The sequence below is a fragment of the Stappia sp. ES.058 genome (assembly GCF_900105595.1).
Taxonomy (GTDB): domain Bacteria; phylum Pseudomonadota; class Alphaproteobacteria; order Rhizobiales; family Stappiaceae; genus Stappia.
Map to the genome: position 1 here is coordinate 4,135,001 of NZ_LT629784.1, position 22,865 is coordinate 4,157,865.

General features: G+C 61.7%; 23 protein-coding genes, 3 pseudogenes and 1 riboswitch (1 of these 27 cut by a window edge). Of the genes and pseudogenes, 9 read left to right on the top strand and 17 right to left on the bottom strand.

The genetic code is table 11. From position 1 onward, the window contains the following. Positions 1-26: the beginning of a recombinase zinc beta ribbon domain-containing protein gene (locus BLU32_RS19285; RefSeq protein WP_197673642.1), read on the bottom strand. Its footprint begins 913 nt before the window's first position; the window shows 26 of its 939 coding nt (coding positions 1-26); it begins with the start codon at positions 24-26; the stop codon falls past the left edge of the window. Positions 27-59: 33 nt separating this feature from the next. Next, positions 60-1,140 (bottom strand): annotated as a pseudogene (locus tag BLU32_RS19290) (IS3 family transposase). A gap of 146 nt (positions 1,141-1,286) precedes the next feature. On the opposite strand from BLU32_RS19290, the gene BLU32_RS22205 reads away from it, so the two are divergent. The 3 genes from BLU32_RS22205 to BLU32_RS19300 are packed head-to-tail and all read left to right on the top strand — an operon-like array spanning position 1,287 to position 2,622. Then, positions 1,287-1,619 carry an EamA family transporter gene (locus BLU32_RS22205; protein ID WP_208976929.1) on the top strand — a complete coding sequence of 111 codons (333 nt, stop codon included), beginning with the start codon at positions 1,287-1,289 and terminating at the stop codon, positions 1,617-1,619. Next, positions 1,616-1,999, top strand: a complete 384-nt coding sequence (locus BLU32_RS22210) for an EamA family transporter (RefSeq protein WP_208976930.1) — start codon at positions 1,616-1,618, stop codon at positions 1,997-1,999. The genes BLU32_RS22205 and BLU32_RS22210 overlap by 4 nt, the downstream gene beginning before the upstream one ends. A gap of 2 nt (positions 2,000-2,001) precedes the next feature. Next, on the top strand, positions 2,002-2,622 hold the full coding sequence (locus tag BLU32_RS19300; protein ID WP_093809645.1) for a LysE family translocator: 621 nt from the start codon (positions 2,002-2,004) through the stop codon (positions 2,620-2,622). A gap of 185 nt (positions 2,623-2,807) precedes the next feature. On the opposite strand, the pseudogene BLU32_RS22390 reads toward BLU32_RS19300, so the two are convergent. From BLU32_RS22390 to BLU32_RS19320, 3 genes and pseudogenes are all read right to left on the bottom strand, one after another. Then, a pseudogene (locus tag BLU32_RS22390) lies at positions 2,808-3,446 on the bottom strand (FMN-dependent NADH-azoreductase). A gap of 10 nt (positions 3,447-3,456) precedes the next feature. Further along, positions 3,457-3,882 carry a GNAT family N-acetyltransferase gene (locus BLU32_RS19315; protein WP_197673643.1) on the bottom strand — a complete coding sequence of 142 codons (426 nt, stop codon included), beginning with the start codon at positions 3,880-3,882 and terminating at the stop codon, positions 3,457-3,459. Further along, positions 3,879-4,352: a carboxymuconolactone decarboxylase family protein gene (locus tag BLU32_RS19320; RefSeq protein WP_093809651.1), complete on the bottom strand. Its 474-nt coding sequence runs from the start codon at positions 4,350-4,352 to the stop codon at positions 3,879-3,881. Before BLU32_RS19320 ends, BLU32_RS19315 begins: the two co-directional genes overlap by 4 nt. A gap of 63 nt (positions 4,353-4,415) precedes the next feature. Between BLU32_RS19320 and BLU32_RS19325 the strand changes: the two genes are divergently transcribed. After that, positions 4,416-4,889, top strand: coding sequence for a MarR family winged helix-turn-helix transcriptional regulator (locus BLU32_RS19325; protein ID WP_093809654.1), 474 nt, complete (start codon positions 4,416-4,418; stop codon positions 4,887-4,889). 109 nt (positions 4,890-4,998) lie between these two features. On the opposite strand, the gene BLU32_RS19330 is transcribed toward BLU32_RS19325, so the two are convergent. From BLU32_RS19330 to BLU32_RS19345, 3 genes are all read right to left on the bottom strand, one after another. Further along, on the bottom strand, positions 4,999-5,859 hold the full coding sequence (locus BLU32_RS19330; RefSeq protein WP_157727754.1) for an NAD(P)-dependent oxidoreductase: 861 nt from the start codon (positions 5,857-5,859) through the stop codon (positions 4,999-5,001). Next, positions 5,856-6,755 (bottom strand): LysR substrate-binding domain-containing protein, encoded by a 900-nt coding sequence (locus tag BLU32_RS19335; protein WP_197673644.1) that lies wholly within the window; start codon positions 6,753-6,755, stop codon positions 5,856-5,858. The genes BLU32_RS19330 and BLU32_RS19335 overlap by 4 nt, the downstream gene beginning before the upstream one ends. Positions 6,756-7,450: 695 nt before the next feature. Then, positions 7,451-8,404: a LysR family transcriptional regulator gene (locus BLU32_RS19345; protein WP_208976931.1), complete on the bottom strand. Its 954-nt coding sequence runs from the start codon at positions 8,402-8,404 to the stop codon at positions 7,451-7,453. 187 nt (positions 8,405-8,591) lie between these two features. Between BLU32_RS19345 and BLU32_RS19350 the strand changes: the two genes are divergently transcribed. Next, positions 8,592-9,794 carry an MFS transporter gene (locus tag BLU32_RS19350; protein WP_244501745.1) on the top strand — a complete coding sequence of 401 codons (1,203 nt, stop codon included), beginning with the start codon at positions 8,592-8,594 and terminating at the stop codon, positions 9,792-9,794. Here the strand turns inward: BLU32_RS19350 and BLU32_RS19355 are convergent. The 5 genes from BLU32_RS19355 to BLU32_RS19375 form a co-directional block, all read right to left on the bottom strand. After that, the gene (locus BLU32_RS19355) at positions 9,791-10,282 is read right to left on the bottom strand and encodes a GNAT family N-acetyltransferase (RefSeq protein ID WP_197673645.1); all 492 of its coding nucleotides are present in this window, start codon (positions 10,280-10,282) and stop codon (positions 9,791-9,793) included. The genes BLU32_RS19350 and BLU32_RS19355 overlap by 4 nt on opposite strands. Positions 10,283-10,284: 2 nt before the next feature. After that, positions 10,285-10,893 (bottom strand): LysE family translocator, encoded by a 609-nt coding sequence (locus BLU32_RS19360; protein WP_093809664.1) that lies wholly within the window; start codon positions 10,891-10,893, stop codon positions 10,285-10,287. Continuing rightward, a complete protein-coding gene (locus BLU32_RS19365) occupies positions 10,883-12,139 on the bottom strand; it encodes an MFS transporter (protein ID WP_093809666.1) in 1,257 nt (418 codons plus the stop codon). The genes BLU32_RS19360 and BLU32_RS19365 overlap by 11 nt, the downstream gene beginning before the upstream one ends. Before the next feature lie 401 nt (positions 12,140-12,540). Then, positions 12,541-13,182, bottom strand: coding sequence for a LysE family translocator (locus BLU32_RS19370; protein ID WP_208976932.1), 642 nt, complete (start codon positions 13,180-13,182; stop codon positions 12,541-12,543). Between the two features lie 184 nt (positions 13,183-13,366). Beyond that, the gene (locus BLU32_RS19375; protein WP_244501746.1) at positions 13,367-14,356 is read right to left on the bottom strand and encodes an NAD(P)-dependent oxidoreductase; all 990 of its coding nucleotides are present in this window, start codon (positions 14,354-14,356) and stop codon (positions 13,367-13,369) included. An 82-nt stretch (positions 14,357-14,438) separates the two neighbouring features. Next, positions 14,439-14,561: riboswitch (TPP riboswitch) on the top strand. Between the two features lie 98 nt (positions 14,562-14,659). On the opposite strand from BLU32_RS19375, the gene thiC reads away from it, so the two are divergent. Genes thiC through thiE form a run of 3 tightly spaced genes read left to right on the top strand, consistent with a single transcriptional unit; the run spans position 14,660 to position 17,927 of the window. Then, positions 14,660-16,462 carry a phosphomethylpyrimidine synthase ThiC gene (thiC, locus tag BLU32_RS19380; protein WP_093809670.1) on the top strand — a complete coding sequence of 601 codons (1,803 nt, stop codon included), beginning with the start codon at positions 14,660-14,662 and terminating at the stop codon, positions 16,460-16,462. Then, on the top strand, positions 16,459-17,268 hold the full coding sequence (gene thiM, locus BLU32_RS19385) for a hydroxyethylthiazole kinase (RefSeq protein WP_093809672.1): 810 nt from the start codon (positions 16,459-16,461) through the stop codon (positions 17,266-17,268). Before thiC ends, thiM begins: the two co-directional genes overlap by 4 nt. Continuing rightward, on the top strand, positions 17,265-17,927 hold the full coding sequence (thiE, locus tag BLU32_RS19390; protein WP_093809674.1) for a thiamine phosphate synthase: 663 nt from the start codon (positions 17,265-17,267) through the stop codon (positions 17,925-17,927). Before thiM ends, thiE begins: the two co-directional genes overlap by 4 nt. Before the next feature lie 97 nt (positions 17,928-18,024). Here thiE and ubiA read toward each other — a convergent pair whose 3' ends face one another. Beyond that, positions 18,025-18,936: a 4-hydroxybenzoate octaprenyltransferase gene (gene ubiA / locus BLU32_RS19395; protein ID WP_093809676.1), complete on the bottom strand. Its 912-nt coding sequence runs from the start codon at positions 18,934-18,936 to the stop codon at positions 18,025-18,027. Positions 18,937-19,162: 226 nt separating this feature from the next. After that, positions 19,163-19,914 (bottom strand): IS5 family transposase gene (locus BLU32_RS19400; RefSeq protein WP_093809678.1). Its coding sequence is split into 2 segments (ribosomal slippage): positions 19,163-19,584 and positions 19,584-19,914, totalling 753 coding nucleotides; the frame shifts between segments, so codons are not numbered across the junction. Positions 19,915-19,925: 11 nt separating this feature from the next. On the opposite strand from BLU32_RS19400, the pseudogene BLU32_RS19405 reads away from it, so the two are divergent. After that, positions 19,926-21,020 (top strand): annotated as a pseudogene (locus tag BLU32_RS19405) (acetyl-CoA hydrolase/transferase C-terminal domain-containing protein); the annotation flags it as partial. Here BLU32_RS19405 and BLU32_RS19410 read toward each other — a convergent pair. Together BLU32_RS19410 and BLU32_RS19415 are read right to left on the bottom strand one after the other, a co-directional pair. Next, positions 21,010-22,311: a TRAP transporter large permease gene (locus BLU32_RS19410; protein ID WP_093809682.1), complete on the bottom strand. Its 1,302-nt coding sequence runs from the start codon at positions 22,309-22,311 to the stop codon at positions 21,010-21,012. The pseudogene BLU32_RS19405 and the gene BLU32_RS19410 sit on opposite strands and share 11 nt — an antisense overlap. A gap of 9 nt (positions 22,312-22,320) precedes the next feature. After that, a complete protein-coding gene (locus BLU32_RS19415; protein WP_093809684.1) occupies positions 22,321-22,839 on the bottom strand; it encodes a TRAP transporter small permease in 519 nt (172 codons plus the stop codon). Between the last annotated feature and the right edge of the window lie 26 nt (positions 22,840-22,865).

Consider the following 22,865-nt stretch of genomic DNA (forward strand, 5'->3'; position numbering starts at 1 on the left):
TTCCAGACGATCTTGCCGACATACATTGAATAGCCCCGAGTTTTGTGGACACCCTCGGGTTACATTTCCTGCTGCTGTTCGAAGTCGACGGGTGACAGCATCCCGTTCCTGCCGTGCTTGCGCTTCGGGTTGTAGAACATCTCGATGTAGTCGAACACGTCCTGCCTTGCCTCCTCGCGTGTTCGGTAGGTCCTGCGCCGTATCCGCTCGCGCTTGAGGAGATTGAAGAAGCTCTCCGCCACGGCATTGTCATGGCAGTTGCCGCGACGACTCATCGAGTGCTCAAGATTGTGGTGCTTCAGGAACGCCGCCCAGTCCATGCTGGTGAACTGCGCGCCCTGATCGGAATGGACCAGAACCTTGCTTTTTGGCTTTCGACGCCACACCGCCATGAGCAACGCCTGCAGCACGACATCAGTGGTTTGCCGGCCCTGCAACTACCAGCCGATGACGCGGCGGGAGTAGAGGTCGATCACGACGGCCAGATAGGCAAAGCCCTCCTGGGTCCGGATATAGGTGATATCTGTCACCCACGCCCTGTCCGGCGCATCGACATCGAACTGCCGGGCAAGGGTGTTGTCGATCACGACTGACGGCTTGCCGCCATAGGAACCGGGCCGACGCTTGTAGCCGATCTGCGCCTCGATCCCGGCCAGCCTGGCGAGACGAGCGATGCGGTTGGGACAGCACGTCTCTCCCTGATCGAGAAGGTCGTCATGCAGCTTGCGATAGCCGTAGACCCTGCCGCTCTCCTTCCAGGCCTTTTCTGAGAAGCGCGGCCTGGCGAGCGTCTTCCTTCGCCCGTTTGCTCAGGGGGGTGCTTAAGCCAGGCGTAGAAACCACTGGACCGGATCGGCAGACACCGGCACATCGCCCGAACAGTGAACTGCTGTCGATGCTCGGCAACGAACGCGTATTTCACTTTGCATCCCTGGCGAAATACGCGGTGGCTCCTTTTAGGATGTCGCGCTCCTCAGTGACGCGTGCCAGCTCCTTCTTCAGGTGACGGATCTCTGCCGCCTGATCGCCATCAGTTGAACCGGATGGCTTCGAGAACTTCCTCTTCCATGCGTAGAGCGAGTGCTGGCTCACACCCAGCCGCTTCGACACCTCCGCAACCGGGTAACCCCGCTCGGCAATCTACGCCACCGCGTCCCGTTTGAAACCGTCGCTGGAATTGGCTTTGCCCATGTCGGCCGCCTTGCGTCAAATTCAGGGAAGAAGGCGTCTAGGAAACGAGGGGCTATTCAAACATCGGCCTGGTCCGTGTCTCGGGCTGGGTGTGATTGCGCAGCCTTTGCCTCGCCCTGATGTGGGGCTGCTATTACGCCGGGCTGCCCGAGTTGTCGTTCTCCATCGCGGCTGCCTGTTATTATACCTCGCCGATGTGGATGGCTTTCCTGTCTTCAACGCTGCTCGGAACGCGCATCGGGGGACGCGGGGGTTTTGCGATCCTTTTGGGTCTTGCGGGCGTGATGACAATCCTGCGTCCGGGCTTGGATGAAGTATCGCCGATGATCGGATTGCCGTTGCTTGCCGGGTTCTTCTACGCACTTGCGGCCGTGATCACGCAGGGGCGTTGCCGTGCCGTGCCAGCCCAGCGATGTCGATGGCAATGAACCTCAACCTGGTTCTGTTTCTGGGCGGCCTGGGGCTGGTCGCCGGCCTGTGGAGGAGCGGACAGGGGAACGACGCGGGCTTCCTGCTGTCGGTCTGGCCTGCGCTGAAGGTGGCGGATCTGGGGTTGCTGGCCGGGTTGGGCGTGCTGCTCGCTGTCATTACCGCCTTGGTCGCCTATGCGTATCAGAGGGCGTCCGCACCGGTCATCGGATTGTTCGATAATGGGTATCTTGTCTTCGCCCTGTTCTGGAGCGTCTTGATCTTTGGCGATCGACCGGGCTTCATTGATCTTCTGGGCATTGTGCTGATCGGAAGCGGGGCACTTCTTGCCACCACTGCGTCGGCCAATTGTGGCCCGGACCGAAGCGAAGGGGATTGATCATGTCGCTGGACACCTGGATTGCCTATACCATTGCCTGCGTTGTCCTGACGGTGATCCCCGGACCGAGCGTCCTGCTCGTGATCGCGCAGTCGCTGACGCGGGGCAGGGTGGCTGCGGCGATGTGCATTCTCGGTGACGTCGTAGGGAGTATCGTGCTTGTCGGGCTGTCCTTCGCCGGGGTCGGAGCCATCCTCGCCGCCTCTGCGCTCCTCTTCCAGATCGTGAAATGGGTCGGGGTGCTTTACCTGGCGTGGCTGGGCATCGGCCAAATCATGGAGGCGCGGCGCGATTCGCCGGAGAGGGTCAGCCATGCAGGGGACGCCTCGTCCTGGAGCAGCTTCTGGGCCGGAACCGTGACCGCGGTGCTGAACCCCAAGGCGATCGTTTTCTACATGGCATTCCTTGCCCAGTTCATCGACCCGCAAGGCGATTTGCCCGTGCAGCTTGCGGTGCTGACGGTGACCTCGAGCCTTGTCGTCGTGGTGCTGTTGGCCGGGTATGCGCTGATCGCGGAGCGCGCGGGCCGGCTCTTTGACAGTCGTCGCGCGCGCCGCCGCATGGGCTACGCTGGCGGCGGGGTCATGATTGGCGGAAGCGCGGTAATGGCGGTTACCCGATAGGCGAAGGCCCGTCAGCCGCCGGGGACGGTGGACAACATCCCGTAGCGGAAACTCTTGATCTCGGGGGCAGGTTTTCTCGCCCTTGTGGCAGACGAAATGAATGCCCCGCTCATGCGGGATCGAGATAGCGTCGAGGCGGAGCGGCCACCCGGAGGCGAGGTCCCGTTCGTCGAGAATGGGAAGCTTCAGGGGTTTGAGGAACAAATTGATTTTGTGATTTCTGCGCTCCCCAGCCAGTGCTCAAGGGCGACTCCGGTTTTGCCCTGAAGGGTTCTTTCAGTTAGGTGCGTTTCGTCGGCAGTGAACTGATGTACAGTCTGAATGCCGATCGTTTCCAAAACCACCTTGAGATAACTCGTAGCGAAATCGGGTTGCGACCCCATTTCACCCAAGCGGCCTCCAGATGTCATGATGCAATAGGCAGGGCGATCTTGAAGCAATCCCACCTTCCCGGAGACGCCGTTCCGGAACGTTCGGTTTGGTCTGACCACATAGTCGATTCACGCCTTCAGGCATGATGGCAGCGTGAAGTTATACATCGGAAAATCTATGACGATCATTTTGGCAGCCGCGAGCTCTGCGATGAAGCGCTCCGAAAGGGTCAGTGCTTTTTCGTCGTCGGCATCCCGTTCCGATTGAGCCCGCAGGCTCGCTTCTACAAAGGCCGCGTCCGGATGTGGAGGATAGGGTGACGTGAGGTCTCGGCGACAGATCGTTAGATCTGGGTAATTCGACCGAAGGCGGTCAACGGTAAGGTGGCCCAACTGCCGGCTGACGGAACTTGCCGCCTGGGAGCTTGCGCTAATGTGGAGCAGAGATGTCATTGCGCTTCGTTCAGAGGGGTGTTGAAACGCAGGGCGCTGGTAAGCAACCCTTGTCGGAAATAGAAGCGATGACCCAGGGCGTTCGACAGTGGAGTATCCAGCACGAGCTTGGTATATAACCCGCGTCCCGGCCGACTGCCTGCATATGGAGCAGCAACTGCTGGCCGAGCCCTTGGCTTCGTCTCTTTCCGTCCGTTACCAGATCATCCAGATAGAGATGTCGGCCGTGCATCAGATTGTTCTGGAGTCTGTAGCCCGCCAAAGCCACGGGGCGACCATCATCGTAGATCGCGACGAGCTTGTATCCCTCCAAGGCCTGGCGCCGCCAACGTGAAACGAATTCGGCCGCGCTTGCGAGATGCGGGCGCAGTTGCTGCATCAAGTCGAAGCATGCGACAATGTCGGTTTCCGCTTCGATCGGTGTGATCGCAGTCATTGCTTGTTCTCCTGCTGCATCGGCGGGAAATGGAGGGCACCGGCGATGCGGTTCCAGGCGTTGATGTTGGCAATTGCGATGGTGAGATTCACCAGTTCATGTTCTGCGAAGGTCGCATTGAGAGATGCGTGGAGGTCCTCCGCGATCGCGGTTGTTGGCGTCATGGTGACATGTTCGGCCCAAGCGATCGCGGCGCGCTCGCGAGCGCTGTACGGGGGCGCGTCGCGCCATGCGGTCAGAAGATCCAGACGAGCACTGTCCACCCCGGCGCGCCTGGCTACCCGCAGGTGCAGTTCGGTGCAGAAGGTGCAGCCGTTGATCTGTGAAACCCGAAGCTTCACCAGTTCGGTCAGATTTTTTTCGAGCCCCGAGTCATCAACCGCCTTGCCCATGGCCAGCAGGGTGGCCAGCGCGTCCGGATATGCCTTTTCGAAATCGCTGTAGGTCAGTTTTTGATCCATGGTCGGCATGTTGGCAATCCTCTTTGCGGCTGATAGTATCAGAACCCTGACAATAATATCAAAGTTCTGATAATGATCAAGCCACCAAGCGTCTCAACCTTGCCCGGGCAAGGCGAAGGAAAGCGCGGCCCGGATGGGTATCTTGGTTATCTGCTGCGGCAGGCCGCCAACGCCTACCGGCACAGGGTCGAGGCCGTCTTGCGGGATATACAACTGACCCAGCCGCAGTTTGCGGCCCTGACCATGCTTGATACCTACCCGCATCATTCCAGCGCCGATCTGGCCCGGCTCGCGCTACTGACACCGCAAACGATGAGCACGATCATCGGCAATCTCGAAAAGGCGGGCCTGATCAACCGAAAGCCCCATGCCGTTCATGGGCGGAAACAGCAGATCGCTCTTACAAGCCCAGGGCGTAGCCTGCTTGCTGAAGCTAAGAAGCGTGTCTATGCGCTCGAGGCCGAACTCGTAGACGGATACTCTCAGGAGGAGGACGCCATCGTCCGGCGCTGGCTAGTTGCAGTGGCGACTGGAGAGCCAGGTTGAGAATAAGCGTGGGCCGGAACCTGATAAAGGCTGTCGGCAGGCGCGATTGGTTGGGCAACCGGAGTGGCGCCCAGAAGTGTGCCGCAGCAGCTCTTGTCTCGTCGCATCCTCACGCCCTAAGCCATCGCGCGACAATGCTCTGCGCGCCGAAGCGTGGTCGCCAGTCCCATCGCCCCTGGGCGAGACGGCTGTCGTAAACCCTGTCGATTGTGACAGGGAGGCGCCAGGCAAGTGCGTCGAAGTTCCGGGCCAAGGTGGGGCACCGGTTGCGGACGAGCTTGTCCGCCTCGCAGCCAAGAGCTGCGCAATCCGCATGGTGGAATGGTGTAGAACAGCTCACGATTAGCGGCTCCGGTTCCTGGGCCACGAACCGGGCGGCGCGCAAATGCGCCATGGCAGCATCACGGGGATCAATGCCGCGCGACAAACGATGGATCGCCATGATATCTCGCGGTTCCTCGAAACAGCGCCCGACACGCAGTATCGATGCCGAGAGCGACGCACCACATGCGGATCTGATGAGTTGCTCTGCCGCTATCTTTGTCTCGTGATAGATGCTGCGCGGTCGCGGCTGGGTCACATCATCGATCCAGCGGGCGGGTTCCCCCGCGCGCGCGCCGCCACCAAGCAGGGCGGTGGTGCTGGTAAACACGAGCGAGGGGACCCCAACCTGCCGCATGGCTCGCAGAACGGTTGCGGTCCCCTCGACGTTGATGTCACGGAACTCCGCGTCCGGCCGGACGCCAACATGGGGCGCGTGCAGCCCGGCGCAATGGATTACGCAATCCGCGCCGTCGAACAGCGAGGCAAGACGCTGCAGATCGCGAATGTCGGCAGTCACCGCGTGCGGCGCCGGAACTCGATCGCAGGAGACGACATGCGCACCGGCCCGTCGGGCGGCCGTGGCGATTGTTTTGCCAAGCCGCCCGCTGCCGCCGGTCACGATGATCCGTTGGGGTTGCCGGGTCATTCCAGACATGCTTTCAGCTCTTCCCGAAGCCAGTCGAAGAACCGCTGCACCGGCTTCGATCTCGCGTGCTGCGCGCGCTCGACGAACCAGTAGGCAGAGCCGGTACGAAATCGTCCCGGCAGGGCGTGCAGCCGTCCCATGCGAAGCGCATCGTGCGACAGGGTTTCCCAGGACAGGAAGACGCCTTGGCCGGCAATGGCGGCATCGAGGCAGAGCGATGCATCCGAATAGTATGGTCCGTCCGGTAGTTGCGTGGCGTCCATGTCGTTCGGTCGCAGCCAGTGATTCCAGTTAAAGCCCGAGCCTGCGTCGCGGATGACCGGAATGTTCAGCAGGTCTGCGGGGGTACGAATTCGGTTCGCTAACTCGGGGGCGAAAACCGGAAAGACGCGAATGTCGGCCAGATGTACTGCCCTCGTTCCCGCCCAATCGCCCTTGCCGACACGAATGCAGGCGTCGATCCGGTTGTCGTCGAGATCCGCGAAATCCGTCGTGGCCTCGATCGAGATTTTCAGCTTGCTTTGAGCCTCGGTGAAGCGGTGCAGGCGCCACACGAGCCATTTTGCTGCAAAAACGGGCGGCGCGGAAACCGCAATACTGTTGGGTCGTGGCTGCTCCACGAGCGCAACGGCGCGCGCAATGTCCCGGAAGCCCGTTTGAAGACGCTCCGCCAGCCTTCGCGCCGTTTCCGTCGGTGCGAGCCCTTGCGGAGTCCGCCGGAAAAGTTTGATACCTAGATACGCCTCGACCTTGATCAACTGTTGGCTGACGGCTCCCGGCGTGACGCAAAGCTCATCTGCCGCGGCGTTGAGGTTACCCAACCTCAATACAGCTTCGACAGCGCGCAGGCCAACAAGAGGCAGACGGCCGCCGTAAGGGCTATAGGTTTTCTTCACGAGCTTCGTTTAAACCTCGATTGCTGCGAGGCCTCCGGCCGCTGAATCCTGTCCGCATGTTGAGACCGTTCCTCAGAATGCTGCGCCGCTGGCGCCGCGCCCGTTCGTTGCGCCGCATCCGGAATGGGCGCCTTGCAGCAGAGGCCGCTCGCCGGCAGTGGGATCAAGATCCTTTGTCGCACCCGGACATCAAGAAGATGAACCTTCGCGAACTTGCGGATCTGCCGCTGACGCGAAATCGAATTCCGCCCGGTTAGATGCGATCTTGTCACCAAGGCGGGCACAGAGTTGTCGCGGCGGGGCGTTTCGCTACTCGCCAAGGGGAAATCAGTGGGCATAGAGATGTCCTCTGTCTCAAGGTTTTCTACACAAGCTAAGGCTCGGGGCGGCGGCCGAAAAACGAACAATTCGAAAGTGCGGGTTTCAGAAAACGGGAACCGCCAGATCTTCTGGGATCGAGCCCAGTTAACGTAGTCTTCTCAATAGAAGTCTGTGGCGAGCATATCGGCCCGGCCGGGGTAGGTCAGGGTGAGCGGGGCGAAGCTGCAGGTACGGACCGCCTCGGCGCAGTTTTCCGGCATCACGTTACGTAACTTGTGCAGCGGGGACGACGCGCCGGTCTCGCCGATGGAGAAGACGGTCGAGGCCGGTATGGGCGCGCCCGCGCATATTTCCTTTCACGAGGATAAGAACTTTCATGCTTCCCGGGGCAGGAATCTCTTTCCGGTCGGCGAACTGTGGATCGAGGCCGCTCCCGGCGCGCCTGCAAACAGGGTTTCGGCCATGAAGTCGACGAAGACCCGCAGTTTCGGCGAGATATGCCGGCTCGACGGCCAGTAGATGCGGAACTCCGCGGTGCCTTTCGCCGCATCCTCCAGCACCGCAACAAGCCGCCCGTCGGCGCAATGCGCGCGCACCGCGAAATCTGGCAGGCAGGCGATGCCCAGGCCGTGCTCGGCCATGTCGAGCAACGGCTCGATCGCACTGGATGTTGCCGTGCGGGGCAGCGCGCCGTCCGCCAGCCCCTCAATGTGCCAGGGTTCCAGCTTGCCGGTGCTGGGGTAACGGTGATGAAGGCAGCAATGCTGCGCAAGCTCTGCCGCTCTCCGGGGCGTCCCATGCTGTTCAAAATAGGCAGGCGCCCCGACGATGCGAAAGCCGGAACCGCCGAGGCGCCGTGTCATCAGGCGTGAGTCCGTGGGCTCGCCCGAACGGATCACTGCGTCGAAACCTTCTTCGATCACATCGACCAGCCGGTCGCTGAAATCGAGATCCAGCTCGATCTCGGGCCAGGTCTTCATGAAGGCGGTCAACGTCGGCATCATCAGCAGCCCGACCAGCGGAAGGCTGACGCGCAACTGGCCGGCCGGGCGCGCGCGGGTTTGTGCCAGCTCCAGCTCCGACGCCTCCAACTCGCTCAGAACGCGGCGGCAGCGTTCGAGGAACATCTGCCCCTCCGGTGTCAGCGTGATCGCGCGTGTCGACCGATGAAACAGCCGCACGCCCATGCGGTCCTCGAGCCGGGCAACGGCCTTGCCCACCGCCGAGGACGACACGCCGAGTTGCCGCCCGGTGACGGTGAAGCTGCCCGTTGCCGCCGCTTGAACGAAGACATTCAGAGCGCCGAGGCTGTCCGTGGAGATCGACATTGAGGACATTTTAGTCCGAAGTTATCGGAGTTAAAGCCTGTTTTTCCGGAATGGCAAACTCCGCATAATCTCGCAGACATTTCAATAGACTGAGGACACAAGATGATCTGCACGACACGATCGGTTCTGGTGGCAGGCTGCCCCCGGCCTGAAGGCCGCCCCGCTCCACAGGCGCGGGAGACCGGCCATGGGTGATATACATATGCCTGATTCGGTTCACAGCGCCGAGGCACCGTTTCCCTGGGCGGCGCTGCTGGCACTCTCCATGGCGGCTTTCATCACCATCCTGACCGAAGCTCTCCCCGCCGGTCTGCTGCCCGCCATCGGGCAGGGGCTGGGCGTGTCGGAGGCCGGGGCCGGGCAGTTGGTGACGGTCTACGCCATCGGCTCGCTGGTGGCCGCGATCCCGCTGACGACCCTGACGCAGGGTCTGCGCCGAAAGCCGCTGCTGATGACCGCGATCGCCGGCTTCCTGATCGCGAATACAGTCACGGCGCTGTCAACCAGCTACGCCCTGACACTGTCGGCCCGCTTCGTGGCCGGGATCGCGGCGGGGCTGCTCTGGGCGCTGGCGGCGGGCTACGCCGCGCGCATGGCGCCCGATCATCTGAAGGGGCGTGCGATTGCTGTTGCCATGGCGGGCACGCCGCTCGCCCTGTCGCTCGGCGTGCCCGCTGGCACCTTCCTCGGGGCCATCCTCGGCTGGCGCGCCTGTTTCGGCCTCATGAGCGTTCTAACAGTGGTCCTGATCTTCTGGGTGCTGGCCAAGGTTCCCGATTTCGCCGGTGAACCTGCCGGGCAGCGTCGGACACTACGCGGTGTTCTCGCGCTTCCGGGCATCCGCCCGGTGCTTGGGGTGGTGCTGACATTCGTATTAGCGCACAATATTCTCTATACCTACATCGCTCCCTTCCTGGCGGGCGCGGGGATGGTCGGACGGACAGACGCCGTCTTGCTGGTTTTCGGCCTTGCCTCGCTGGTCAGCATCTGGGTCGTGGGTGTCCTGATTGACACCCGCCTTCGGGCGTTGACACTGACCAGTATCGGGCTCTTCGCGCTGGCCGCAACCATGTTCTGGATCTGGCGCGACCTGCCCCTGTCGATCTATACCGCGAGCGCGCTCTGGGGCTTGGCGTTCGGCGGATGCGCGACCCTGTTCCAGACCGCCAGCGCCAAGGCGGCCGGTCCTGCGGGGGACCTGGCGCAATCCATGCTCGTGACCATGTGGAACACCGCGATTGCCGGCGGTGGCTTGGCAGGAGGGCTATTGCTTGAGAGGCTTGGAACCTCGAGCTTTGCGCCGAGCCTGCTCATCCTGATCGCGCTGGCATGGGTCCTGACGCTCAGCGCAACCAGGCATGGGTTTCCTGCTGGAGGTCGATTGGGCTAGCTATTCGCGATGCCTTTGCCCGACCGCTGCATGTACCATTCCGGATGCTTTAGGGGATGAAAGCCCGCCCTCGCGTAGACACCATGAGCGTCTTCGGTGGCCAGCATCCAGTTTTGCACCGTTTGCAGTCGGGGGTGCGACAACGCGGTCTCGGTCATCCAAAGGCCGAGGCCGCGTCCCCGATAGGCTTCTTCGACAAATACGTCCCTCAGGTAGGCGAATAGGGCGTAGTCGGTCACGATCCGCGCAAAGCCGATCTGATCTCCAGAGGAATCGTATAGTCCCAACAGTTCCGAATTTTTCATCGCCTCACGAATGGAATCCGGCTCAACGCCCTTCGACCAATATGCGACGGTTGTCAAAAACCTGACAACGTACTCCTGGTCGATCTTTGAAGGATCTGTTGAGATGAAGAATTCGCCTCCCTGGGCGCATAAATATTGATGGCTACCACTTGTCCGCTTCATCTGCGTGTCCTGCGCTTCCAACTTTAGGTCTCCGAGGCTGCTATCAGCGCGAACCCGACCGACACCACCAGCATGCTGGCGAAGAGGACATTTGCTGCTCGTCCGACTGTGGGATTCCTCAGAATTCTTGAAAAGGTTGCGCCAAAGCCGAGCCAGAGCGTGTTGACGATCATGATGACCAAGGCGAGTGCCGCCAGTTTGAGGACCGCATCGACCATCGGGCTGTCCGCGACGAGGGTGTGACCTGCATAGACTGCTCCGATCGCTGCGAAGGCCTTCGGATTCGCAATGGCCAGGCTGAAGCCCGGTACGAAGGCCGGCGCCTGCTCCAAACGCAAAGGCATCGGGCCGACAGGGGCCATGGCGATTTTCCAGGCGAGGTAGAGGATATAGATCCCGGCGACAATCGTCAGCGCCGTAAGAAGAAGTGGCTGGGCGAGGACAAGGGCGGTCGCGCCTGTCGCGATCAACAGCAGAACGACGGTCGTGCCGGCGATGATACCGAGAAGGTAGCTGAGGCTCGAGCGAAACCCGAAGGCCGTGCCGAGACCGGCAAGGCTCATTGTGGCCGGCCCCGGACTTCCCATGAGCGGGAAGGCTGCAAGCCAGAGGAAAAGAAGTTCATTCGCCATGGGCAAGGCCTATGCAGGGAGCCGGCCGCTCCCGAACGAGAAGATGGGCGAGCGCAGAAACCAGACCCAGCGCGATCGCAAGATACCAAACCTGATCATAGCTGGCGTACCGATCGAAGACGAACCCGCCGAGCCATACACCGGCGAACCCGCCGAGCTGGTGGCTCAGGAAAACGAAGCCGAACAGGGTCCCCATCGCACGCGGACCGAACATCGTCAGGATCAGCGCACTGGTCAGCGGCACCGTCGAAAGCCAGAGCCCGCCCATCGCGAGGGCGAAGATCAAAACGGACGTCGGCGTTACCGGCAGCGTGATGAAGATGAGGATAGCGAGCGCCCGGAGCGCGTAGATCGCGGCGAGAACATAGGGTTTCGGAAATCTGGTCCCCAGATGCGACGCGAACAGCGTGCCGAAGATGTTGGCAAAGCCGGCGAGTGCAAGGGCCTGAAGTCCCAGCGCGCGCAGCTCCGCCGCGGACGCCGTCGAGACACAGAAGTTTTGCACGTAGTTCGGAAGATGCGCCGTGATGAAGGCGAGGTGGAAGCCGCAGACGAAAAATCCGGCGCTGAGCAGCGTATAGCTCGAGTGCCCGAACGCCTGTCTGACCGCACGGGCAAGCGAGACGCTGTCCGCAGTGCGCACCGCCGGACGCGTTTGCGCCCGGAGAAACGGAATGCACACCGCCATGGGGGCGAGTGCAAAGGTAACGACGATCAACGTCGTCCGCCAGTCGAGCCATTCGATCAGCCAGGAGACCAGAAGCGGCAGAACGACCTGACCGGTGGATCCCATGGCCGAGGTGATGCCAAGATAGTAACTGCGCTTGTCTTCCGGTGCGGCCCGCCCGACCACCGCAAGGACGACGCCGAACGCCGTGCCCGAAATCCCCATGCCGACGAGAACGCCGGCCCCGATGTGCTGCGAGAACGCCGTCGATCCGGCAATACAGACCGCCATCCCGGCGACATAACAGAAGAAACCGAGCCACAACGCGCGCCGGTCGCCATATTTGTCGGCGATGATACCGAAGCCCGGCTGCGCAAGACCCCAGACCAGGTTCTGAATCGCGATGGAAAGCGAAAACACCTCGATTCTGCCGTCGAACAGGTCGTTCGACAAGGGCTCGACGACCCCGCCAAAGACAGAGCGCACACCGAACGCCAGCGCCAGCACGATGCTCCCGGCGACAACGATCGTCAGCGTGTCTCGGTTTTCCCTGCCGCCCGTCGTCGCATGAGCTGTCATGTCGCGTCTGTCTACTCATATATCGTCGTTGCTCCCGGGGCGGTGCGTTTGCAGGCCGAATATCCGCACATCGGGATTGACGTCGACGCTAGCAGCGCCTTACACTTTTGAATAACGAATATTTCTTATGTCTGAATTTTGTAATCATGAAGTGATAGTGGCCTTCGGAATTGACCGCCTTCACGTCTTGGAGACAGATCGCGCCCTGCATCAGAAAAAGGGACCGGCGTGCGGGCTGTGCTTGGGATGTCTGTCAAGCTTGCCGAAGAAGCCGATCGGATCGCGGCCGGGATGCTGAACTGTTAGGTGCTCTCGCCTAGTGAGACAGGCCAGCGACAATCGTCTCGAAACGCGACTGGTTCGCGCGATACTTTCGTCCATTAGATGGCTGGTCGAAAGCGTTACAGCCGCGACGTTGCTAGTTTGTAGCTGGCGACGCAGAAAAATACCCCCAAGCCCGTCTCAATCCAGCAACGTGCGGCGAAAAATGTCCGTATGACGGGCTGTGTCGAAAATGCGAGCGCGTAGGTGAGGTGTCCGGCCAATGAGATCACGGTCGTGCCGGCAACGATTATGCCGCCAACCCACCAAGGGGCGTCGGTGGCGAGGCCGAGCGACACAGTAGCTGTCCACGTCAGCGCCGCCTTGGGGTTGGTCATCTGGATGAGAAGGCCGCGCCGGAAATAGGCGAGTCCATTGCCGGGGAGGGCAAGAGCTTTGACGTTAATCTGGCGCGCGGAGGCGGCGGACCGGAACGATTTGAAGGCGAGCCATAGTAGATAGATCGCCCCGACGAACTTGATCACCGCCATGAACGACGCGTAGGTAACAAGAACAGTCGTAAGCCCTGCCCAAGCGAGCAATCCCCAAAGAAGGGATCCGGACGCAATACCGAGGGCAAGGGAACGTCCTTCGTTCCGACCGACGCTCATCGACGTGCCGATGATTGAGAGAATGTTCGGGCCGGGGCTGAACATCCCCATGATGAACACGCCGTAGGCCAGCAAAATTCCTGACCAGGATATGGCAAGGACGTCGATCAAAGTGCCCCTCTCTAAATGCCGTCGAGATTTTACGTTCTCTGGATTGTCGACGGACGAGAATGATTTGCCGTGGGGGGGCGAAGCAACCGTTTGCACGTTAAGCGTTGCGGGATCGGGGCTGGCTACGCCCACCGTGAATATCGACAGAATGACGAGCAGGTTCAGAAGATACTCCCAAAGCGCATCAGTGGTTATGTGGCGGAATTCCGGTGCTGGCCAATGCGCGTTCGGTGCGTGCCTCGATCGCGCGGACGACCGATATCATGTCGTCTTCTGCGAGCCCAAGACCTTCGGTCTCGCTGTAGAGGGCGTGGCAGGCATCCATCAGGGGGGACGCGATACCGGCATCACGGGCAGCCTCTACAACGAGACGGTTGTTCTTCAGCACATCCGAAATCCCCGCCTGACGGGTGAAATCGTGCTGCGCGAGTTTTCCGATCTTGACCCGGGAGACGTCGCTCGCCATCGGTCCCGCGTTCAAAATGTCTGTGAAACGGCTCATTTCGAGGTCATGGCGCCTAGCGAAATGGGCAGCCTCGGCCAAGCCCGTGACCATCGTGATCAGGAAGGTGTTGATCGCGAGTTTCATGTGGAGGGCGGCGGGAACCGCACCGCAGTCGAAGATTTCCTTGCAGATCGGGGCGAGGATTGGCCGCAGGCGCGCGATATCCTCCGGCTCGCCGGCGAGCATGCCGACCAGTTGCCCGGCTTCGGCCGGCTTGCGCGAGCCCGAGACCGGCGCTTCGACGTAGCGCCCTCCGGCGGAGCGGATGTCATCGGCCGGATGCTTCGAATAGTCGGCCGATACGGTGCCCATGGAGACGATGGTATGGCCGGCGACGCGGGAGGTGAATTCCGGACCGAGGCGATCGAGTACGGTATCCATCGCCGTGTCGTTCTCCAGCATAAGGATAACCGTTTCGCATCGCGTGAACAGCTCCGCAGCGTCAGAGGCAATCGTCGCACCTGCCTGTTCCAGCGGGGCGCATCGATTTCTTGTGCGGTTCCAAACGACGAGCGGCGTTCCGGCCCGCGCGAGGTTCAGAGCCCTGGGCGCGCCCATCGTGCCAAGACCGATGAAACCGATTGGTGAATCCGGACGCATGTTCGAAATTCCGATTGTCGCTATCGCAAGTCTACACGCCGTCTCTTCTTTGGGAAAATGAATGTTCATTGATTGTCAGTTCAAGAAAACGGGTGTGTGACTTACCCTCTTTCCGGCGGTTGACAAAGGACGGATCGGGTCGCAGTCTTTGCGCATTCACCCGGGGGGTCCCGTCAAGGGGCTGAGATTCTGATAGCGCCATGTGGCGCAGCGCAGTGACCCGATGAACCTGATCCAGTTCATACTGGCGTAGGGATGGTGTTCGGGCTGCGCGGCTTTGGCCGAGACTTTTACGGCGTGCTTCACGCGGCCAATCTCCATTCAATACGGTGAACTGGGTCTCCACGCTTCGAGCACTGGAGGCTCCGACCGATGAAAGACCTTTCCCCCACCGTCACCACGGGGCCGTTGCCCGCCTCGCGCCGCGTCTGGCAGACGGGCCTTCTCCACACCGAGATCCGCGTCCCCATGCGCGAGATCGAGTTGCACCCGACGGCGGGCGAACCGCCCGTGACCGTCTATGACAGCTCCGGTCCCTACACAGATCCAGAGGCTGAGATCGCCATCGAGCGCGGCCTGCCGCGGCCGCGCGAAGCCTGGATCGCTACGCGGGGCGACACGGAGCTGTACGAAGGCCGTCATGTAAAGCCGGAGGACAACGGCTTTGCCCAGGGCGAGCGCCTGACGCCGGAGTTTCCGGTGCGGCACGAACCGCGGCGCGCGAAGAATGGCCGCGCCGTCACCCAGTTGGCCTATGCCCGTGCGGGGATCGTGACGCCGGAGATGGAGTTCGTCGCCATCCGCGAAAACCTCGGCCGTGCGAAGGCGAAAACGGCCTTGGAACGAGACGGCGAGAGTTTCGGTGCCGAAATCCCCGATTTCATCACGCCGGAATTCGTGCGCGAGGAGGTGGCGCGGGGACGGGCGATCATCCCCGCCAACATCAACCACCCGGAAGCCGAGCCGATGGCGATCGGGCGGAATTTCCTCGTCAAGATCAACGCCAATATCGGCAATTCCGCCGTGACCTCGTCGATGGCCGAGGAGGTGGAAAAGATGGTCTGGGCCACCCGCTGGGGCGCCGATACGGTGATGGACCTCTCGACCGGACGCAACATCCACAATATTCGCGACTGGATCATCCGCAACTCACCCGTGCCCATCGGCACGGTGCCGCTCTACCAAGCACTCGAAAAGGTCGGCGGCATCGCCGAGGAGCTCTCCTGGGAGGTCTATCGCGACACGCTGATCGAGCAGGCCGAGCAGGGGGTGGACTATTTCACCATCCACGCGGGCGTCAGGCTGCACATGATCCCGATGACGGTGGACCGGGTGACCGGTATTGTCAGCCGCGGCGGCTCGATCATGGCCAAATGGTGCCTACATCATCACCGCGATAGCTTCCTCTACGAGCATTTCGACGAAATCTGCGACATCGCCCGTGCCTATGACGTCAGCTTCTCGCTCGGCGACGGCCTGCGCCCCGGATCGATCGCCGATGCCAATGACGCGGCGCAGTTCGCCGAACTCGAGACGCTGGGAGAACTCACGCAGATCGCCTGGGCCAAGGACTGCCAGGTGATGATCGAGGGGCCGGGTCATGTGCCGATGCACAAGATCAAGGCCAACATGGACAAGCAGCTCGAAGTTTGCGGCGAGGCGCCGTTCTACACGCTCGGGCCGCTGACGACCGACATCGCGCCGGGCTACGACCACATCACTTCCGGCATCGGCGCGGCGATGATCGGCTGGTTCGGCACGGCAATGCTCTGCTACGTCACGCCGAAGGAGCATCTCGGGTTGCCCGACCGGGACGATGTGAAGACCGGCGTGATCACCTACAAGATCGCCGCCCATGCCGCCGATCTCGCCAAGGGCCATCCGGCGGCGCGGATCCGCGACGATGCACTGAGCCGCGCCCGGTTCGAATTCCGCTGGGAGGATCAGTTCAACCTCTCGCTTGATCCCGAGACCGCCCGGTCGATGCATGACGAAACCCTGCCGAAGGAGGCACACAAGGTGGCGCATTTCTGTTCGATGTGCGGGCCAAAATTCTGCTCGATGCGCATTTCCCACGACATCCGCGCCGAGGCGCAGAAGGAAGGCATGGCGAAGATGGCCGAAAAGTTCCGCGAGGGCGGAGAGCTCTACATGCCGCTGGAGGACGCGCAATGATCGAGACGCCGGGAACCCTTCTTGCCGCGCTCAGGGCCGAACCGCCGCTGGTGCAGTGCATCACCAACTATGTCGCGATGAACGTTGCCGCCAATGTACTGCTGGCGGCGGGAGCCAGCCCCGCCATGGTGTCCGACGCCGAGGAGGCCGGTGAATTCGCCCGAATCGCCGGGGCGCTGACGGTCAATATCGGCACACTGTCGGAGCCCTTCGTCGACGGCATGCGCGCCGCCATTGCTGGGGCCGAGGCGGCCGGGCGCCCCTGGGTGCTCGATCCGGTCGCCTGCCAGGCGACGGCCTATCGCCGCCGGATCTCGGCCGAACTGGTCGCGCTGCGGCCGACGATCATTCGCGGCAATGCCTCCGAGATCCTGTCTCTTGCCAGCGAAGCCAGCCGGGGTCGGGGAGTCGATGGCCGTGATCCTGTGGCCATGGCCGTGGATGGCGCCCGCCGGTTGGCGCGGCAAAGCGAAAGCGTTGTCGCGGTGACGGGGGCGGTGGATTTCATCACCGATGGAACCCGCGCGGTGCGGATCGAAGGCGGGTCACCATGGATGCCGATGAACACCGCCATGGGCTGTTCGCTGACCTGCCTGTGCGGAGCTAATGCGGCCGTCGCCGGCGATGCCTTCGACGCGGCCATCGGGGGGCTGGTGCATTTCGCCGTGGCGGGCAGTCTGGCGCATGAAGGCGCGACGGGGCCGGGCAGCTTTGCGCCCCGTTTCCTCGATGCCCTTCATGCCGTCACGCCGGAGAGGCTCGACGCGGAGGCATTGATCCGCGTGGTCGATGAGGTTCCTGCATGAAGTCCTTCGACCTGTCGCTCTATCTCGTGCTCGATCCCGGCCTTTGCGCCGGGATCGGCATGGTCGAGACGGCCCGCGCCGCTGTGGCCGGCGGCGCGACCATGGTGCAGCTTCGCGACAAGGCGGGCGGTACGGCGCGAATGATCGAGACCGGGCGGGCGCTGAAGGCCGCGCTTAACGGGTCCGGCGCAAGGCTGATCGTCAATGACGATTTGGCGGCCGCTGTCGCCATCGGTGCGGATGGACTCCATATCGGGCAGGGCGACATGAGTGTCGCCGAGGCGCGAGGGCTGATCGGGCCAGCAGCGATCCTTGGCCTCAGCGTCGAAACCCCGGAACTGGCTGCAGTGGTCGATCCCGCGCTGGTGGACTATATCGGCGCCGGACCAGTCCTTGCGACTTCGACCAAACGCGATCACAAGCCACCGGTCGGGTTCGACGGTCTGGCTGCGCAGATTGCGGCAAGTCCCGTCCCGGCCGTCGCCATTGGCGGGCTCAAGGCCCGGCATGTTGCGCAGACGATAGCGGCTGGCGCTTACGGCATCGCCGTGGTCTCGGCCATTTGCGGTCAGCGGGACCCGGAGGCTGCAGCACAAGCACTCGCAAGTGAAATCAGTGCCCGTCGGAGCAAACCCCTTACCAGATGTGTTGAGGCGTAGATGGCTTCTGAAGAGCTGAATGCCCTCGCAGAAATCTGCAAGGCGCGCCTTGTCTGTAATACCGGCTGTGCGGAGAAAGCTGCCGTAGGAATAGCACTCAAAGAGCGCCCGCCAGGGCGGCAATAGCCAGAAGCGCTCCGGTCAGAATGTTAGCAAGGAACAGACGGAAATTGGCCTCTGGCAGGTCGAGGGCGAATCGCCAAGCTTGCCAGCCAAGATGCACCGCAATCAACAGCATACCGATAGCGTAAAAGCCCGACATGCCCAGCATCCAGCCGCCAATAGACCAAGCCAGCACTGTCAGCGCGTAAAACAGGCTGATCAGCGCCTTGCCATACGCGCCGAATAGGATCGCCGTTGACTTGAGGCCAAGGCGCTTGTCATCTTTCACATCGACATAGCCATAAGTGGTGTCATAGCCGATCTGCCAGGCGATGGCCCCAGCCCACATAAGTACCGCACCCAGTGGCACGAATCCGACGATCTGCGCCCAAGCAACCAGCATTCCCCAATTGAAGGCGGCCCCCAGGACTGCCTGCGGCCAGTGGGTGAAGCGTTTGCAGAACGGGTAGAGTACGACCAGCGGCAGGACACCGACTGCCAGAAAGCGGGCAAAAGGCGTGAGGAAGATCAGCAGCGATGCGGCAAGTGCAAGATGCGCGGCCAGCAAGATCATGGCACGGATCACACTGATTTCGCCATTCGCCAGCGGGCGGAACCTCGTGCGCTCGACATGGCCATCGAAGTTACGGTCGGCTATGTCATTGACGATGCAACCGGCGCTGCGCATCAGAAACGCGCCAAGTGTGAACACCAGCAGATCGCGCAGACTAGGCAAGCCATGAGCCGCCTGAAACAAGGCTGCCCAACAGGGGAAAAGAGTAAGCCAGATACCGACCGGACGGTCCAATCGCGCGAGGCGGGTGTAAGGACGTAGCGTCTGCGGCAACAAGCGGTCCACCCAATCGCCTCTATGGATGTCGCTGAGGTCAAGATTCGCACTAGGCATCGGTAAAACAATCCAGTTCAAGCGCGGCTAGCTTCTGAAAGCACCGCAAGTCGCATTCAGTATAGAACCCTTGAGAATGTCCGGTAGGGCTCAAAGCTCACATTTTTGCGTGAACACGATGGTCAAGGCAGGATCTCAGGACAATTGCACCCGCGCCCCGGCGCGATCATCAACACATCTGGCACGGGCTTTGCTGTCGAAGGCGCGGCCTAGGGCCTGTGGGGATTCATCGAGAATTGATCACAGCCGCGGCGAGATAGATCATCGCCTCAAAGCTCTGGTCTGTTTTGCACGCCCTCATGGCGATTCTCTTGAATTCTTTGAGTTTGCAGAAGAAATTCTCGATCAAGTGTCTCCATTTGTAAATCTCAGTGTCGATTTGGAGGGGTGCTGACCGGCGCGGATGTTGCGAGATAACGATTTTCGCACCGCGCTCGTTGAGATCGGCAACAATCTTGTTGCTGTCGAAAGCCTTGTCGGCGAGTAGCGCACCGAATTCGATGCCATTGATGAGCGGCGCGACGCCGACCGTATCGAAGCGATGGCCCGGCAGCAATTCGAACCGGACCAGATTGCCTAAAGCATCGGTCAGTGCCAGGATTTTGGTTGTCATCCCGCCTTTTGAGCGGCCGATGGCCTGGCTCTGAGTCCCCCTTTTGCACCCTGACCGTGACGGTAGACCTTGACGATGGTGGCATCCACCATGGCGTATTCCATATCCGGTTCGTCAGAGAGGGCATCGAATATGCGTTTGAAAACGTCGGCTTCACGCCAGTCGCGAAACCGTCGGAAGGCCGTGCTCCAGTTGCCAAACGCAGCGGGCAGGTCACGCCAGGGGCTGCCCGTGCGCACAATCCAAAGCACGGCTTCAATGAACAGCCGGTTGTTTCTTCCGCTGCGACCGGGGTCCATAGGTTTGCCCAGACAATGCGGTTCTATCTTCGCCCATTGGGCGTCTGTCAGTACAAAACGATCCATCCAAAGTGTGAATCATATTCGCGCTGATTTGTGAATCCCCACAGGCCCTAGAAGGGGTGCACGACATTTTCGTGCCGGCCGCTCGCCCCGATCGCCCTGGTCGCCAGCCGATTGGGCTTTCGGCGCCGGCGGACCGCATCGGGGGCGGGGCCATCTTCGTCCCGAAGGCCCGCATTGCGGCGATTGTCCTGTCGGATATGCAGGACAGTTTCGCCGCGCTCTCGGCGCCCGATCCGGAGACCGCGGCCATCGCGCGCCATATCACCGACTTCCTTGCCAGGGAGGTGAGGCGGGGGGCTCTTTCGCCCTCGCTCCGGCCGTTGCGGGCCGGGATAGGGACCATTGCCAATGCCGTGTTGAACGGGTTTGCGGACGCCCCTTTCGAGGGAATGACGATGTACTCGGAGGTGCTTCAGGACTCGGCTTTCGACCTGATGGATGCGGGCAAGCTGGATATCGCCTCGGCCTCGTCCATCACGCTGAGCGCGCGGCGGCACCGCGATGTCATGGCGCGCTTCGATCATTACCGCGACCGGCTGGTTCTGCGGCCGCAAGAAATATCGAACCATCCCGAGATCGTGCGTCGCCTTGGTGTCATCGCCATCAACACGGCCCTGGAGGTGGACATCTACGGCAATGTCAACTCGACCCATGTCATGGGAAGCCACATGATGAACGGTATTGGTGGATCGGGGGATTTCGCGCGAAATGCCGGACTGTCGATTTTCGTGACGAAATCCCTGGCAAAGAACGGTGCGGTTACATCCGTTGTGCCGATGGTCAGCCATGTGGACCACACCGAGCACGACGTCGACGTTCTGGTCACGGAGCAGGGCCTTGCCGACCTGCGCGGCCTGGCTCCGCGCGAGCGTGCCGTCGATATCATGAACAATTGCGCCCATCCGGACTGGCGTGACGATCTGGATGACTACTATCGCCGCGCCTGCCATCGTGGCGGACAGACGGGTCCAAAACGATATCAGGCGCTTCCGGCTCTGGAAGCGCCTGATGTCATCCTGCGGTCCTGTGCCTGCTGCGGGCGTCTAGGGAGGGGGGCCATTGGCCCCACAAACGAGGCGTGTACGCACCCGCACCCTAGTTCATGAAGCGCGGCAGCCAGAGCACGATCTCGGGCCAGACCGTGATCAGGGCGAGCATACCCATAAGCAACAGGAAGAACGGGAAGGTCGCCTTCGCCACCGTCAGGATGTTCGCACCTGTCACGCTTTGCATCACGAACAGGTTGAACCCCACCGGAGGCGTTATCTGTGCCGCTTCGATGAGGACCGTGATGAAAATGCCGAACCACACCAGGTCGACGCCCGCCGACTGCACCATCGGCAGCATCACCGAGGAGGTGAGGACGATGATCGAGATGCCTTCCAGGAAGCAGCCGAGCACGAGGATGAGCACGGCCAGGACAGCGAGCAGCGCATAAGGCGACAGGTTCAAGGTGTCGACCCAGGTCGCGAGCTGGCGGGGCAGGTCGACGAAGGCGACCGCGATCGACAGACACGCCGCACAAGCGATGATGAAGGAGATCATGCAGGAGGTGCGAACCGCCGCCATAACTCCGTCCATGAAGCTCTCGAAGGTCAGCGACCTGCTCATCGCTGAGAGCCCGAGCGCGCCGAGCACGCCGACGACGGCCGCTTCCGTCGGGGTGGCGTAGCCGCCGTAGATCGAGCCGATGACCAGCGCGATCAGGGCGACGGTCGGGCCGAGACTGCGGAAGGCAGCGATGCGCTCTCGCCAGGAGATCCGGCCCTCGGGGGTCGGCATGGAGCTCTTGTTGAGCAGGCTCCAGAGCGCTGTGTAGCCCATGAACAGGGTGACCAGAAGCAGGCCCGGCACGACACCGGCGATGAACAGCCGTCCGATGGATTGCTCGGCCGTCACGCCGTAGACGATCATGATGATCGACGGCGGGATCAGCAGCCCAAGCGTGCCCGAGCCGGCAAGCGTTCCTATCGTCATCTTGACTGGATAGTCGCGCTTGCCGAGTTCCGGCACCGTCATCCTGCCGATGGTGGCGCAAGTGACGGCCGAGGACCCGGTGATGGCCGCCAGCACGCCACATCCCAGGATGTTGACATGCAGCAGGCCGCCGGGCAGGCGCCCGACCAGGGGGGACAGGCCGCGGAACATGTCCGACGACAGGTTCGAGCGGAACAGGATTTCCCCCATCCATACGAACAGCGGCAGCGATGTCAGCGCCCAGCCCCAGCTGTTGTCCCATAGCGTTGATGCAATCAGCGACCCGGTCGGTGCCGAGGTGAAGATGCCCATCATCAGCATGCCGACGGCGAGCAGTGTGACGGAAACCCACACGCCGGTGGCGAGAAACCCGAAGATCAGGACGGTCAGGACGATCGCGGAAATAAATGTCATGTCCATGGTGCGTCCTCAGTCCGCGTGGGTGTCTTCGGGATGCTCGTCGGCTGCGTAGCTGGGTACGCGGCCAAGGAGGACCGTGACGAGGTCGTCGAGGATGGCGACGGCGAAGAGTGTCACGCCGATCGATACGCCCAACTGTGGAATCCAGAAAGGCATGGCAAGCAGGCCCGGGCTGACGTCGTGGTACTCGTAGGACTGCAGCGTCAGCGCGATGACATGCCATGCCAGAAAGGAGACCGTCGTGCCGCCAATCAGGCAGTTCAGGATCTCGAAGATCCGTTTCGGTCCCCTGGGGAGCAGGCGGACCAGCAGGGTGATCCGGACGTGGCTGCCCTTTCGGAACGTGTGGGCCAGGCCGAAAAAGGTGGAGGCGGCCAGGCAAAGCCCGGCCGCCTCCGTGGAATCGACCGTGACCGACATCCACCGGGCGACGACCTGAATGATGATCGTGACGCCGATGCCGACCAGGAACAGGGCAGCGACATAGCCGGCTGCCGAATAAAGACCGTCCAACACGCGTCGGATCATGGTCGGTTCCTCCGGGTTTGGTGGTT